The sequence below is a fragment of the Lactobacillus sp. 23-2 genome (assembly GCF_044902225.1).
Taxonomy (GTDB): Bacteria; Bacillota; Bacilli; order Lactobacillales; family Lactobacillaceae; genus Lactobacillus; species Lactobacillus absianus.
Genome location: NZ_JAOQBX010000001.1, coordinates 204,671 through 219,546, shown reverse-complemented (window position 1 = coordinate 219,546; position 14,876 = coordinate 204,671). Strand labels below are relative to the sequence as shown.

The following is a 14,876-nucleotide window of genomic DNA, read 5'->3' as shown; positions in this document are numbered from 1 at the left end:
TAGACCTCTGTGATTCCATTAGTCCAAACTAAAATACACATCTGCACACATTTTTCGCAGCTGGATAGATATATAACTGAACATTCATTTTACTGGTCCTGCTGGCTTGGATCGCATCCCCGGCCTACAAGCGGTGGCAGGAAAAGCAGAGCCGTCAGGGCGGCTTGAACTGCGCGAACGTGGTCGGCGTCTGGACGGTCCTGTTGGCCATCCTCTTCCTGCTCTCACCGGCAGTCTTTTCCCTGCTGGCCGTTCCCAGCGCCTTGCTGGCCATGGCTCTGTTGGCCTGCAGCAGGAGGGAGAGTCTGAAAATCAAGCAAAAGAAGCAAGAATAAGCAGTTACTGATCATTTGCAGGGCAAGTGATCAGTTTTTTCGTTTTTTGGCAAAAGTTTCTGAAAAAGTGTCAAGTTTTTGCTTAAATCCAACGAAAAGAGCTGGAAGTAAGCGCTTAAATAATGTATAATACGAAGCGTGATGATGATAAAAGAGAACTTAGCAGGACGGGAGGTAAAGTCAAATGGAGAGAATTTACTTTACGATCCCTGGTACCGGCCACTACTATGGCAACGAGCCTTTTGCCCGGGGGCAGAAAGTCTATCTGTACAAAGAGCCTGAGAACCCCTTTGATTCAGAAGCCATCCGGGTTGAGCTGCCTGGTCTGGGCAAGGTCGGCTACGTGGCCAACAGCGTCAATACGAGAATTGGCGAAAGTTGGAGCGCGGGCCGGCTCTTTGACAAGATCAGCGATGGCACGGTCGGGATCGTCCGCTATGTTTTGCGCGGGGGAGTCGTGTGCTCCCTCAAGAGCAAGTCTTTGTTGAATGATACGGAAAATGAAGACTAGGAGAAAATTTCCATAAAAATTTAAATATTTTTTGGATCCAGGAAGACCAGCATTGGCTTCCTGGATTTTTTGCTTTTGGGATGCCCCGGGCAAAATTGCCCTTTCTTTTTGGCCGATTCGTGTTAGAATTAGAACAATTTATTTAAAGCGATTATCACAAAGGAGCGGAACTGCCATGAAAAGCTTGATTGATCTTCACCTGCATATTGATGGCTCATTGCCATACGCCACGGTCAAGAAATTATGCCGGGCCCACGGGCTGCCTGATTACACCCACGCCCAGCTGTTTGAGAAAATGTCCGTGCCGGCCAGCTGCCACAACTTGAACGAGTACTTGCAGAAGTTTGCTTTTCCGTTGACCTTGATGCAGACCAGAAGCGACTTGCGCGTGATCGTCCGCGAGCTCTTGCAGGAGCTGAAAGGACAGGGACTGGTCTACGCGGAGCTGCGCTTTGCCCCGCAGAAGCACACCAGCCAGGGCTTGACGCAGGCTGATGCCGTGTCCGCCGCGCTCGCGGGCCTCGCGGACTTCTATGATTGGCAGAGGGCAAATCCTGCTGGCCCAGATCTGCATTCCGGCTTGATCCTGTGCTTGATGCGGATTCCTGGCAATGACCGGGAAAATGCCGAAACCTTGCGGGTGGCTAAGCAATTTTTGGGCCGGGGCGTGATCGGCCTTGACCTGGCCGGGGCAGAAATTCCGGCACTGCCCAACCGGGCTTATGCTCCATTTTTTGCTCAAGTGCGTGAATGGGGCATCCCCTATACCATTCATGCTGGGGAAGCCATGGGTCCAGACTCAATCCGCGAGGCCCTGGCGCTGGGCGCCAAGCGGATCGGCCACGGGATCCGCTGCCGGGAGGACAGGGACCTGGTCAAGCGGCTGGCTGATGAGGGGATTACCCTGGAATGCTGCGCGACGTCCAACTTGAACACCAAGGTTTTTGACGCCTACACCGAATATCCAATCAAGGGCCTGCTTCACTGCGGGGTCAGGGCCACTTTGAACACGGACAACATGTCGGTTTCCAATACCAACCTGCCAAGGGAATATGCCCGCCTGGAAAAGCTGACAGGCTTGAACCGGATTGAAGAGGCAGAGCTTTATGTCAACGCCGCCAAGGCGGCCTTCTGCTCAGAGGCAGAACGCGTCCGCCTGCTGAAATTGGGCGAATTGGCTTGGGCATGAATAAACTAAAGAAAACGGGTTCGATCAAAGCGATCGAACCCGTTTTTTCAGGTTTTAAGCGTTAATGTGTTTAGGTTTGCTATGTGTCGATTTGTGTAGGTTATTGCTGATTGCTTGTCAGCTAGTAATTGAAAATCAAATTATCTTAGTAAATGGGGTAAAAAATCAGCGAAGCGTCCGCTTTGCTGCTCTTGGCAGCCTTAGAGCTGGTAGAGCGGGGTAGACAGGTAGCGTTCGCCGTTGTCAGGCGCAACCGTAATGACCTTGTGGCCCTTGCCCAGCTTCTTGGCCAGCTCGATCGCGCCGCGGATGTTGGCCCCGCCGGAGATGCCTGGCAGGAAGCCTTCATTGCGGGCGACTTCGCGGGCAGTCTCGAAGGCTTCAGCGCTTGAGACTTCAACGATGCCATCATAGATTTCGCGGTCCAGGGTCTTCGGGATGAAGCCGGCTGAGATCCCTTGGATCTTGTGCGGGCCCTTCTTGCCCTCCTTAAGAAGCGGTGATTCAGCTGGCTCCAAGGCGTAGACCTTGACCGCGCTGTCAGCCTTCTTCAAGGCGCGGCCAATCCCAGTCAAGGTGCCGCCAGTCCCAACGCCGGCAACGAAGGCATCTGGCAAGTCGTTAGTCCCAAAGGCATTGACGATTTCCTGGCCAGTGGTCAATTCGTGGATTTCCGGGTTGGCCGGGTTTTCGAACTGCATTGGCATGAAGTAGCCGTGTTCTTTAACCAGTTCTTCCGCCTTGGCAATTGAGCCTGGCATCCCCTTGCTGCCTGGGGTCAGGATCAATTCCGCCCCGTAAGCGCGCATCAGCTTCTTGCGTTCATCGCTCATCGTTTCCGGCATGGTGATGATCAAGTGGTAGCCCTTGGCGCTGGCTACGGCCGCCAAGCCAATCCCGGTGTTGCCGGAAGTTGGTTCGATGATGGTGTCGCCGGCCTTGAGCTTGCCTTCTTTTTCTGCTTTTTCAACCATGGCCAAGGCAATCCGGTCCTTGATGGAGCCGCCTGGATTGAAGAATTCCAGCTTGACGTAGACGTCGGCGGCATCTTCTGGGACGACGCGGTTGAGCTTGAGAATTGGGGTGTGGCCGATAGTGTCCAAAATTGAGTTGTAAATCTTGTCTGACATAGTTGTTTCCTCCTGAAAAAATTATTGCTTAGTTATTCTGCAAATTTCCTACTTGTTTGAATTCTCGGATCTTGGCGATCCAGCTGCATGTCTTGCGATTGCTCGCCGGCTGAATGCTGGCCAGCCAGTTGGCGAAGAAATGCTTCTGGGTCTCTTCCCAGGTGAACTGGGGATCTGCCATGTGCTCTTCATCGGCGAAGTATTGCTGCGGCTTGGACAAGCCGCGGTCATCACCTCCTCTGGCGGCAAGCTCGCGGTCGTATTCCTTGATGAAGGCGCTGGGGCCGTATTCAAGGTGGGAGAAGAGAAAGACCTGCGGGCGTGTCTTGGCCGTAACCAGGCAAAGATTGCCAGTTTCGGAAATGGCGTTGACAGTCAGCTCTGGCTGCTTGGCCAGGTCCTGGTGGCTCATCTCCGCGTAGCGGGCGTGTGGCGCTTTAAAGCCTGAAGCTAAACCCGCTAGCAGGGGAGTGGGCTGCAGGATCTGCTGGCGGTAGATGCCAAAGAGCTTGCCAGCCAAGGCGTCCTTGCCGATGCCGTAGAAATAGTTTAGAGCGGCCATGGCTCCCCAACAGACATAAAGCTGGGGAATCTGCTTTTCATCCAGAAAAGCAAAGAGCTGCCGCAATTCATCCCAGTAGTCTACTTGGTCAAAGGGAATCTGTTCAATCGGGGCGCCGGTGATGATGAAGGCGTCCATTGTTCCCACTTTGACCAAGTCCAGGGGCTCCGCGATTTTGGCAAAAGCGGCTGGAAGCTGGCGCTTTTGGTAATGGGTCTTGGGATAGAAGAAGGTGAGATCCGCGTCCGCCAGGACATGACGGAAGCGCTTCTGGGTATCCACTTTGTCATGCATGATGTTTAAGATGCCAATCTTGACCTGCATAATCGTTCTGCTCGCTTTCTTGAAGTTGATGACTTTTTGCAACAAAAAAGACGCGAAACCGAAATGGTTCTCGCGTCTTAAACAATCTGCGTGTTACTCTTTGAGCTGCAATTAATCAGTAGCTAATTGGAATTAATTGTACGCCAAACAGTGGATTGTTTAAGACACAATCCACAACAACAAGTGTTTACAAAGTTCATGTTTTGTAAAGCATTGTTGAACATTTTCGCGTACCTCCTTGATAAGTTAATTACAGTAAAACACATGCGCCGGCTTTTGCCAAGAGAAAATTTCAGAAAAAACTCACTTTTCTAATTTTCTTCTATATATGCCCCCAAAAAATTATTTTTCTTCCTGCGATTTGAGGTTGCCAATGATCATCAGCAAAACCAAAATTCCGGTCAAAAGGAAAACAATGAAATCCAGGCGCCCGCCCTGGTAGGTTCTAACGGCCAGACTGCCGCAGCCGGTCTTTTGGAAAATCGCGATCAAGGCGGTGGCTAGGCCAACGCCTAAAGAGCCGGCAAACTGCTGGACCATGTTGAAGACGGAGTTGACATCCGCCGACTGCTTGCGGGTCACCAGGGTGGTGGCGTTGGAAATCGTGTTGGAGAAGGTCAAGTTGAAGCCGGCCCGGATAAGGATGTGAACTAAGACAAAGAGCAGGGGGGTCAGCAGGGGCTGGATCAAGGTGAGCAAGATCAAGCCGGCCACAAAAAGGCTGGCCCCGAAAATCAGGGGCTTTTTATAGCCAAAATGGTCGGCTAGAGTCCCTGAAATTGGGGCTAAGATGGCACCAACAATGGAGCCAGGCAGCAAGATCAAGCCGGCGATCAGGCTGGAGGAGCCCAAGACGTATTGGGCATAGACCGGCACGGCTACTGACAGGCCGATGTTGACGAACTGCAGGCCGAAATAGGTCAAGGTGGCCAGCCAGATGGACTTGCTTTGAAAAATTTCCAGGTTGACCAGCTGGGTCTTGCCGTGGCTGTTGACGTAGATGAAGGCCAAGAACAAGAGGATGCCCAGGGCCGCCATCAAAAAGAATGAAACTGAAAAACCGCCTTTGCCGATCAGGGAGATGGCATAGATCAAGGCCGACAGGGCCAAAGCCAGCAAGACCAAAGCTCCGCTGCTGAACGGGGCAGAGTTGCCGAATGGCTGGTTGCGGATAAAGAGCTGGCCGCCAATTAAGGCCAAGCAGGCCAGTGGCAAGAGGAACCAGTAGATCTCCCGCCAACTTGCGCTGGCCGCGACCAACCCGCCATAAGTTGGCCCCAGGGCCGGGGCAAAGGAGATGACCATGGCGGCAATTCCAGTCATGAAGCCCAATTTTTCCCGGGGAATATCCGCGAAGATCAGCTGGAACATGATCGGCGTGGACAAGCCGGTCGCGATTCCTTGGATCACCCGGCCAGCCAGCAGGACGCCAAAGCTTTCTGCCGTCGCTCCCATAAGGTTTCCGGCAATAAAGGCCAAGGCAGCGGCCAAGTGCAGCCAGCGGGCCGGAAACTGGCGCAAAAGGTAGGCGGTTGTGCCCATGATGATGGTGACTGTCAAGAGGTAGCCGGTCGTGATCCACTGGACCGTGGACAAGGGAACTCCGAATTGCTTGCCCAGCTGCGGGTAGACGACATTCATGGAAGTTTCATTTAAGATCCCAATGAAGGTCAGCAGCGCCGCGCTGGCAATTGCCCAATAGACGCGTTTGTTGCTTGCTTTTGACATTGATTCTAAATAACTCGCTTTCTTTATACTCAAATAGTGCTACTGCTGCAAAATAACTAGCATCTAGCTAAAACAAATAGATAATGATCAGACAAAACAAAAAAAGGCTGTCAGCGGTAGCTCCGCAACAGCCTTTTTGCTTTGTCGTATATCTTATTTTAACACAATTTTTGCACAAGCCGCTACTTCCTGTAGAAGAGCAGCTCTGAGTCAGCCAGATCGATGGTGTAGTCTTCTGCGACAAGCGGCCGCTTAGTCATGCCTTGGTCAGTTGAGTAGATGATCAAGGCCAGCTTTGAGCCGGCAGGCATGGTGTAGTAGGTTGGCTGAAGCTCAAAGACCAGGTCAACGAATTGGCCGGCTTCCAGCTTGCTTGGCCGGTGCATGTCCTGGTAGTTTTGCAGGTTCATGTGGGCCTTGGTGATCAGCTTGGCCTTAGTTGCCTTGTCTGGCACGAATTCCTGCAAAGGACCGGCGCCAAAGCGGAAGCCGAATTCCTGGCAGGAGCGCTCGAGCACCTTTGGCGTAGGGGTCAGCCGCTTGCGCTCGCCCAGTTCGACCAAGGCCACGGACAGCTGGCCAACCGGCTTGCTGGCGGCTACCTTGATGTGGACCTTTGGCCGGCCAACGATGGTTACCGGGTGGGCAAATTCATCGCTGGTGAAGCGCAGGCTGGTCTTGGCCCACTTCTCTTCTCCTGAGATGAACTGGTATTCCCAGGCCGTCTCGCTGATGCCGGCTTCCTTGAATTCTTTGCCGCCAAGGTCGGTAAAGGTTTCCTGCTTGCTCCCGTGGCTTAAGGTGGAAAGCTCGTGGTCGTCGGTCAGACCGTAGACCGTCTCTTGGCCCATGTTGTCCCAGTCCTTTTCTTCATGCCATTTGTCGGCTTCCAGGTTGTCCTGGATCAAGACCTTTGGCCACTGCTTCCGGGCGTTGTTTTCAATGCCCAGCAGCTCATGCACGAACCACAGGTTCATCAAGTCAGTGAAGTCAATTGAGACCAGGTTGTTCATGTTGTAGTGAGGACCTTGATGAAGGAAGAGGTGGGATTCAACCGGCAGCTCCTTGACCTTCTGCCAGATCTTGTAGACGTTTTTGGGCTTGACGTTCCAGTCGTTCAAGCCGTGCACGGAGATCCAGGAGCACTTGATGCCATCCGCGTGGTGGCGGTAGTTTCTGGCCTCCCAGAAGTCGGAGTACTGGCCAGTAGCCCGGTCCTGGGCCTCTTCCAGGTACTTTTGCTCCTTTTCATAAGCCGCTTTAGCGGTAAAGTTGCCTCCGTCCCACAGGTTGGACTGGCAGACTTCGGCTAGCTTGTCCAGGTCTTCGCCCTGGCACTCGCCTGGGGCAACGACCAGCCCGTGCTCACGGTAGTAGTCATACCAAGAGGAGATAGCGGCTTCGGAAACGACGGTCTTCAGGCCCTTGACGCCAGTCGTGGCGATGGCAATCTGCAAGGTCCCCAGGTAAGAGCGGCCAGTCATGCCGATGTTGCCGGTGCACCAGCTGGCCTTGGTTTCAAAGCGGCGGGTCCGGTCGGTGTAGGCCACCCGGTCGCCAGTCAGCCATTCGATGACTTCCTTTTGGGAGATGGTTTCTTCTGGAGCGCCAGTAATCCGCAGGCCGTCGCCGTGGCGGTTGCCGATTGCGCCGGAGAAGACGGAGGCAAAGCCGCGGGCCAGGAGGTATTCGTTCAAGGCGTAGGAGGACTTGCCCAAGGCAACTTCAGTTGCCGGCACGTCTTCATCAGTCGGCTTTGGGGCAGGCTTCATTGGCTTGGCCACGTACTTTGGATTGGTCCAGGTGGTGGCATCAGTCAGATTTTCGTCGACGCTGTGGTTTTGGGCGGCGTTGTCGATGATTCCGCCAAAGTATGGAGAAGCGGTATAGAGGGCTGGAACCTTGAGCTGGTCCTGACTTTCGGCTGGCCGGAAGACCGTGACTGGCAAGAGGTCGTTTTGGCCGTCTTCGTCAGTGTCCAGGTCGCTTTCCACGTAAACGACCTCCCGGATGACCTTGCTGGTGTCAAAGACGGGCAGGGACTTGCCGTTAAAGAACTTGAACTGGCCTTCTCCCCAGAACTGGGTGAAGTAGCCCTTGCCGGCCATGACGTCAAGCAAGGTCTGGCCATTCTTGGCTCTGGTGTTGAGCAGGCGGTAGAAGGCGCTGATCAGGTCGTCCTTGTTTTCCAAATCCTTGCTGCTTGGCAGGGCCTGCTTTTTGACGACGGCCATTGGGTCGGTCAGGCTGTAGTCGTAGCCTGGGTGGTAGCCCAGCAGCTGAAGGGCCACGTCGTAAAATTCGGCTGCCGTCATGGCTGCTGGCTGCTTTGCCAGGAATTGGGCCAAAGTCTCACTTGGGCTGACGGCATATTCGATGAACTTGGCTTCCTTGGCCTGGCGGGTCGTAGCTTCAGCCAGGACGTTGCCGGTCAAGACGGCCAGCAGACTGCTGAAAGACAAGTCCTGGTAATTAGCAGGCAAAAAATTGATGGAAAGCAGCTCTTCGACCTGCTTGGCCGGAGCGGTTTCCACATAAGCATATTGGTTGTATCTCATTAGCTTAACCTCATCAAAAATTAATGTACTTACCCTATAAATGCAAGCAAATAGGACCGCCTTTGTCAAGCGGCGAAAAGCCTTGGATGATTCCAAGGCTTTTTGCTTATCTGAAAATGGAGTGGTAAAGACAGAAAAAAGGCCAGCAGGCAAATGCCTGCTGGCCTAACGCGTCTTGGTATGATTCGGGTGAGATTCGAACTCACGACCCACGGTTTAGAAGACCGTTGCTCTATCCAGCTGAGCTACCGAACCGTCATGCTCCGACGCAACATATTAAGTATATGTGAACTAGCGCGGACTGTCAAACTTTTTTGGGAATTTTTTGCGAAAAATTCAAAAAACGGACTGCATCCGGAACTAAAGGCTTTGAAAATGACCAGGCGAAGATTAGAATATTAAGGTAGTTTTGCGATTCGATCAAGGGAGGAAAGTTGATGACGACAGTGATTTTGGCGGAAAAGCCCAGCCAGGCCCGCGCGTATGCCGAAGCCTTTGCCCAGTCCAAAAAGGGTGAAGGGCTGATCTACGTGGCAGACCCGATCTTGCCGCGCGACACGGTAATTACTTATGGCTTTGGCCACTTGGTGGAATTGGCCATGCCCGAGGCCTATGACCCGAAATACAAGCGCTGGGCCATGAAGTACCTGCCAATTTTTCCTGACAGCTACAAATATTTCGTCCCCCGGGACAAGCAGAAGCAGTTCAAGATCGTTTCTTCCCTGCTGAAAAAGGCTGACACGATCGTCGTGGCGACTGACAGCGACCGGGAGGGGGAGAATATTGCCTGGTCTATCATGCGCCAAAGCGGGATCGATCCCCGGAAAAAACGCCTTTACCGCCTGTGGATCAACTCTTTGGAAAAGAGCGCCATTCGGGAAGGCTTCCAGAATCTTAGAAACGGCTGGGACTTCTTTACCCGCTACAAGGAAGCCCAAACCCGTCAGATCAGCGACTGGCTGGTCGGGATGAACGGCAGCCCCTTGTTTACCCTGCAGCTGCGCAAGCAAGGAATCAAGGGCGTTTATTCCATTGGCCGGGTGCAGACGCCAACCCTTTACATGGTCTACCAGCGCGACGAGGAGATTGACCACTTTAAGCCGGTGCCTTATACCGAACTGACGGCAGACTTTTGGGCCAGCCGGCACAAGTTTTCCGGCAAGCTGGAGCCCTACCAGCGCTTTGAAACGCCGGCCAGCCTCTACCAATTCTTAGAGCAAAAGGGGATGGGACTGGGCAAGCAGGAAGGGGTCGTTGAGAAGCTGAAGAAGGAAGTCAAGCAGGTGGCCAGTCCCAGCCTGTTCTCCTTATCCAGCCTGCAAAGCGAGGCCAACCGGCGCTTTCGTGCCAGTGCCAGCCAGACCTTGAAGGCCGTGCAGAACCTGTATGAAAACAAGTTCTTAAGCTACCCGCGCACGGACTGCAACTATATTACGGACAAAGAGTACGCTTATTTGGCCCAGAACCTGGACAAGTACCTGGCCATGCTGGACAATGGCGAAGCTAAAGACCAGCTGAAGCCAGCCGGCCCGGACAAGCGCTATGTCAACTCGACCAAGGTTCAAGAGCACCACGCCATCATTCCGACCCGGACCACGCCGGCCCCGGCCCGCCTGGCCAAGATGTCCCGTCTGGACCAACAGGTCTACGACCTGGTGCTCTGCCGGACTTTGGGAATGTTTCTAAAGCCTTATGAATACGAGAAGACGACGGCCCTGATCCGGGTCGACAAGCTTCTTTTTAAGGCTACGGGCAACGTGACCGTCAACCGGGGCTGGAAGGTCTTGGAAACGCGGAAGGAAAAGGCAGGCGGCTTGCCGCAGCTGGCTGAAGGCCAGGTCCTCTCGGCTCGCTTAAGCGAAGAGCAGAAGGAGACCAAGCCGCCGGCCAAGTTTACTGAAGGGACTTTGATCACGGCCATGAAGACGGCGGGGAAGACCTTGGATGATGAAGAGGCCCAGGCCATTCTGAAGGACGTGGAGGGGATCGGGACAGAAGCGACTAGAGCTTCAACGATTGACATCCTGAAAAAGCGGGGCTATTTGGAAGCGAAGAAGAACCAGCTGACCGTCACGCCAAGCGGGCAGATCCTGGCAAAGGCGGCTGAGGCAGAGCCATTGTTGGTCAGTGCCCAGATGACCGCCCAGTGGGAAAAGGCCTTAAAGCAGATCGGCCAGGGCCAGCGGAGCCAGGACAACTTCCTGGAGCAGATCAAGCGCTTTATCAGCCAGATGATCCAGCAGGTCCCAGACAAGCTGGCCATTGATCCCCAGCTGGCTGACCGGGCTAAGGCAGAAAAACAGGCCGCTGAAGGCATTGCGGTCTGTCCGGTCTGCAAGGCCGGGCAGATCATGGACAAAGGCAAGTTCTATGGCTGCTCCAACTACAAGTCCGGCTGTCGCTTCACCCTGCCCAAGAAGTTCGCGGGCAAGAGCCTGGGCAAGCGGATCGTGCGAACTTTGGCCAGCAAGGGCAAGACCGACAAGCTGGATGGCTTTGTCTCCAAGAAGACCGGCCAGCGCTATTCGGCCAAATTGCAGCTGGAGGGGGACAAGCTGGCTTTGGCCTTTGACTGAAAAGCATTAAGGCAGTCTTAACATTTTTGTTACAATGCAAATAATAAATCTAAATTGTGGTAAAGTAAAAAAGACGCCTGTTTGCCAAGACTGGCGGCTGAAGCCGGATGGCTTAGGGATAATTAAATTACATACTGTATTTAAAACGAAAGGGAGGATTTGATGAAACGTTTTGCCTTGGGACTGCTGACCAGCGCAGCCTTAGTTGGCGGCCTGGCTAGTCAGGCACAAGCAAGCAGCAAGGATTTCAGCCAGAGCATGAAGACGGACCTGACCACCAAGATTATTGGCGACAAGAATTATCGGGTCTATTCGTCGCTCACGCTGAAAGAAGTAAACAAGAAAGTTGAGAAAAAGACCAGAAAGAAGCAAAAGTACACGGTCAAAAAGCGGGTCGCTTACAAGAAGCGGGGCAAGACCAAGCATAAAACGGTCAAGCAAGTCAAGTACAAGTGGGTGACCAAGACTGCTTATCAGAATGTCAAGAAGAAAGAGTGGAAGTTTGGCAAGCCGCTGACCATGTCGGCTGACTTCAAATACGCGCATGTTCAGTCGAATTCATACAAGGTCAAAAACGGCAAGCGCTACTACTTCATTTACGTCGATGGCCGGCCAGTGGGCTATGTCAATGAGAAAGCTTTCGCGCTTTCTAAGGCCAAGATCGTGCCCCAGATCAGCCTGGTCAACAATCCAGTTGACACGGTCGGCTTTAATGCGGCGGATGCGATCAACTACGTGACTGACAAGCATGGGAGCCTGGTGGACAATGATCGGGTCGCGATCAGCTGCAAATCTGCCAAGCTGAAGATCTCTGATATGGGCTACATTTCCAGCAAGAAGGCCGGAACGGCCACTTTGACCTTCAAATATGGCAAGGCCAAGGGGACCAGCAAGCTGACGGTGCGCGGGGATGCCAATGAAGGGGTCAGCGCGGCAAACGCCAAGCCAGCGGCCGCGGATTTGCCAAACTTGACGACATGGTCAGCCAGCGACGGGGCAGCTGCGTCATCCTCGTCAGCAGCATCTTCTTCCAGAACTGCCACCAGCAGCCACAGCTACTGGGCAAGCAGCATGAATGGCACGGACCGGGCGGCCAACATTTACACCATCTTCTATCATCCTGCCGTCCTTAGCGCTCCAGGCTCAAGCAACTTGGGGGACAAGGTAAGCAGTGCCGTGCAGGGGATTGACGTCTATGGCCAGACCCTGGTGACCAGCAACCTGGACTTGGGGCAGGCTGACAGCCAGGAAGCCCGGGGACACATGGTCAGCTATGATCTGACCAATATCAGCGACAAAAATCGCCGCAAATACGACTACCAGCAGCTGCCAAGCACGACGCTGGACTTTGACGTCTGGCTGGATTACGTCAAGCACGTTAAGGTGAGTCCGTACATGCGACTGGGCCATGGGCAGGCAATTGGGAGCACCAAGAAGTATGCCTACGTTTTGGCCAACTGGAACCGGTCCGGAAACTGGGCCAACTCCCAGGAACTGATCCGGGTCAACAAAGCGACCATGCAAATGGACAAGATCTGGACGATCAAGGTTTGGAACGGGTCGGCCAAGTACCCGCGGGTTTTCCTTAACGCGGACGTGATTGACGACAGTACCTTGATCGCGCTCTTCCATAATGCCTCCAAGCACCGCTATGAATACTGGAAGATCACGCGAACGGGCAACAGCTTCAAGGCCAAGGAGGTCGGGGCCACAGCCAGCGACTTGATCAGCAATTCCGCTGAAGTCCAAGGATTTGTCTGGAATAGTGCCTACGATGTCTACTATATTGCTTTTAACGACTATCTCTTCAAGGTTGGGGCCGGTCTGGCCGGCGTTACGCAAGCCGGCAAGGTCATGAACTACTATAAGTTCGCGACCCACCGGGAGTTTGAGGGCCTGGGCAGCTACAAGGGCTCGCTTTACCTTAACTTGAACCACCCGACGGAAACCCTGAAATTGGATCATAATGGCCGGTAGTTGAGCGTGATGATGGTGAGCATAAAAATAAAATTTAAGAGAATGCTGCTTTTCCAGACCGCCTTGCTTGCTGCTGGCCTTTTGCTGACGGCTGGCCAGCAGCCGGTTGCCGCCGCGGGCGAAAAGCTGTCAACCAAAATTATCGATGGCAAGAAAAATTATGGAATTTATGCCAGCCTGAACAAGGTCAATCAGAAAAAAGGCAAGAAGACCAGGAAGAGCAAGAAAGTCTGGAAGTTTGGCCGGAAAATGGCCAGCACGAAAGAATTCAAGCTGGCCCACGTCCAGTCGCAAAGCTACAAGACTGCCAATGGCCGGCGCTATTACTATGTCTACATTGACGGCCGCGGGGTTGGCTATGTCAATGAGAAGGCTTTTGTCAGAAGCAAGATGTCTTTGGTCAAAAGCGTCAGTCTGGTCAACGATAATGTTGATTCGGCCGGCTTTAACACCGACGACGCCATCAACTATGTGACCGACAAGCACGGCAGCGTGGTTGACAACGGCTTGGTCAAGAAATCAATTGACCGGATCTCTGAAGAGAAGCCGGGCCACTGGCTGGTGACCTACCGCTATGGCAAAGCATACGGGAAGGTGCCAGTCACCGTCCGCGGCAATGCCAAGGAAGGGATCACCAAAGCCAGCGTCAAGCCTGGCAAGGGTGGCAACGTAGGCAAGACATGGTTTCCAATTGAATTGGCCTTCAGAGGCAGCTACAGTGCCCAGTTTTTCCCGCATACCTACTGGGGAACTGACAAAAAAGGCAAGAAGGCGGCCAAGCTGACTACCAAGTTCTACGAGCCAAACAGTTTAAGCCTTTTGGCAGGCAGCGAGGAAACCAATGTCCGGACCAATGTTCAAGGATTGGATGTCTACGGGCAGGACATGGTGACGACCAACTTCTATGGCGGCTCAAGGGCATCACTTGATAATTCCAGAGGGCACGTTATTCTGTATCATCTGAACAAGGTGCCGACTTATGCTTTGCAGTATATGCCCACCCAGACTCTGAATTTCTATACTTGGAAGAGCTACGCGGCCAACATTAAGGTCAGTCCATATATCAAACTGGGTCATGGCCAATCATTAGGGTCGACTTCACGCTATATTTATGAACTGGCCAACTGGAACCGGGCCCAAAAGCCCCGGTCAAATGAATTGCTGCAGATCGATAAAAAGACCATGCAGGTTAACCGGATTTGGACTTTTGCCGTCAGCAACGGGAGCCGGAAGTACAACCGCTACTTCCTGAACGCTGACGTGATTGATGATAATACCGTGGTAGCACTTTTCCACAATAAGTCCAAGCAGCGGTATGAATTTTGGAAGATTGTCCGCAAAGGCAACAGTTTCCAAGCCAAAGAAACGGCTGCCGTCAGCGGAAACTTGATTTCCAACTCCAGCCAAGTCCAGGGCTTTACCTACAATGTTGCCCACAAGTGCTATTACATTGCCTTTAACGATTATCTATTCAAGATCTCTGCCAAAGGCAATCTGGAGAATTTCTATCACTTTAATGCCAAGCGGGAGGTTGAAGGCTTGGCTTCTTACAAGTCGAAGATTTATGTAGCCATGAACAAGCGGGCGGAAGTCTTGGACTCCAACATGACTAAGTAGCTTCAAGAGCAGGCTTTTATAAAATAAATATTCTTACTGAAATGCACTAGGCGGAAGTTGAGGAAATTTAAATGGATATTACAGGATTTTTCAAGGATGGCCGCCTGCAGGTCATTCCCCGCAAGCAAAAGGCAAAAGATGCCTTGTTTGATGCTTTGATCGACCGCTTTGAATTTGGCCGGGACTATACTGAAAAAGAAGTCAATGAAGTTTTAGCAGCAGTCTATGACGACTACGCGATTTTGCGCCGCTACTTGGTTGACACCGGCCGCTTGGAACGGGACCCTTATGGCCGGCATTACTGGCGGGCTGATAATAACGATGAATAATAAGTTTTAGGCCACCACATGGTGGTCTTTTTTTACGGCT

11 protein-coding genes and 1 tRNA gene are annotated in these 14,876 nt (G+C 52.9%); 7 read left to right on the top strand and 5 right to left on the bottom strand.

Translation table 11 applies throughout. The features are described 5' to 3' along the window. Window positions 1-164 precede the first annotated feature (164 nt). The 3 genes from OCH80_RS00965 (at window position 165) to add (ending at window position 2,035) form a co-directional block, all read left to right on the top strand. Window positions 165-335: a hypothetical protein gene (locus OCH80_RS00965; RefSeq protein ID WP_404537163.1), complete on the top strand. Its 171-nt coding sequence runs from the start codon at window positions 165-167 to the stop codon at window positions 333-335. A gap of 184 nt (window positions 336-519) precedes the next feature. After that, window positions 520-846 carry an HIRAN domain-containing protein gene (locus OCH80_RS00960; protein WP_404537161.1) on the top strand — a complete coding sequence of 109 codons (327 nt, stop codon included), beginning with the start codon at window positions 520-522 and terminating at the stop codon, window positions 844-846. 175 nt (window positions 847-1,021) lie between these two features. Then, window positions 1,022-2,035: an adenosine deaminase gene (gene add / locus OCH80_RS00955; RefSeq protein WP_404537159.1), complete on the top strand. Its 1,014-nt coding sequence runs from the start codon at window positions 1,022-1,024 to the stop codon at window positions 2,033-2,035. A 200-nt stretch (window positions 2,036-2,235) separates the two neighbouring features. On the opposite strand, the gene cysK is transcribed toward add, so the two are convergent. From cysK to OCH80_RS00930, 5 genes are all read right to left on the bottom strand, one after another. Beyond that, window positions 2,236-3,165 carry a cysteine synthase A gene (gene cysK, locus OCH80_RS00950; RefSeq protein WP_404537157.1) on the bottom strand — a complete coding sequence of 310 codons (930 nt, stop codon included), beginning with the start codon at window positions 3,163-3,165 and terminating at the stop codon, window positions 2,236-2,238. A gap of 28 nt (window positions 3,166-3,193) precedes the next feature. Beyond that, window positions 3,194-4,054, bottom strand: coding sequence for a homoserine O-succinyltransferase (locus OCH80_RS00945; RefSeq protein WP_404537174.1), 861 nt, complete (start codon window positions 4,052-4,054; stop codon window positions 3,194-3,196). A 339-nt stretch (window positions 4,055-4,393) separates the two neighbouring features. Further along, a complete protein-coding gene (locus OCH80_RS00940; protein WP_404537155.1) occupies window positions 4,394-5,779 on the bottom strand; it encodes an MFS transporter in 1,386 nt (461 codons plus the stop codon). Window positions 5,780-5,961: 182 nt separating this feature from the next. Beyond that, window positions 5,962-8,337 carry a Xaa-Pro dipeptidyl-peptidase gene (locus OCH80_RS00935; RefSeq protein ID WP_404537154.1) on the bottom strand — a complete coding sequence of 792 codons (2,376 nt, stop codon included), beginning with the start codon at window positions 8,335-8,337 and terminating at the stop codon, window positions 5,962-5,964. 181 nt (window positions 8,338-8,518) lie between these two features. Next, window positions 8,519-8,592 (bottom strand) — tRNA-Arg (locus tag OCH80_RS00930). Window positions 8,593-8,774: 182 nt separating this feature from the next. Between OCH80_RS00930 and OCH80_RS00925 the strand changes: the two genes are divergently transcribed. From OCH80_RS00925 to OCH80_RS00910, 4 genes are all read left to right on the top strand, one after another. Further along, window positions 8,775-10,913, top strand: a complete 2,139-nt coding sequence (locus tag OCH80_RS00925; protein WP_404537153.1) for a DNA topoisomerase 3 — start codon at window positions 8,775-8,777, stop codon at window positions 10,911-10,913. Window positions 10,914-11,075: 162 nt separating this feature from the next. Then, complete coding sequence (locus tag OCH80_RS00920) at window positions 11,076-12,890, top strand: hypothetical protein (protein ID WP_404537152.1); 1,815 nt, start codon at window positions 11,076-11,078, stop codon at window positions 12,888-12,890. A 42-nt stretch (window positions 12,891-12,932) separates the two neighbouring features. Continuing rightward, the gene (locus tag OCH80_RS00915; protein WP_404537151.1) at window positions 12,933-14,507 is read left to right on the top strand and encodes a hypothetical protein; all 1,575 of its coding nucleotides are present in this window, start codon (window positions 12,933-12,935) and stop codon (window positions 14,505-14,507) included. Window positions 14,508-14,578: 71 nt separating this feature from the next. Then, window positions 14,579-14,836 (top strand): DUF2087 domain-containing protein, encoded by a 258-nt coding sequence (locus OCH80_RS00910; RefSeq protein ID WP_206988414.1) that lies wholly within the window; start codon window positions 14,579-14,581, stop codon window positions 14,834-14,836. Window positions 14,837-14,876 lie beyond the last annotated feature (40 nt).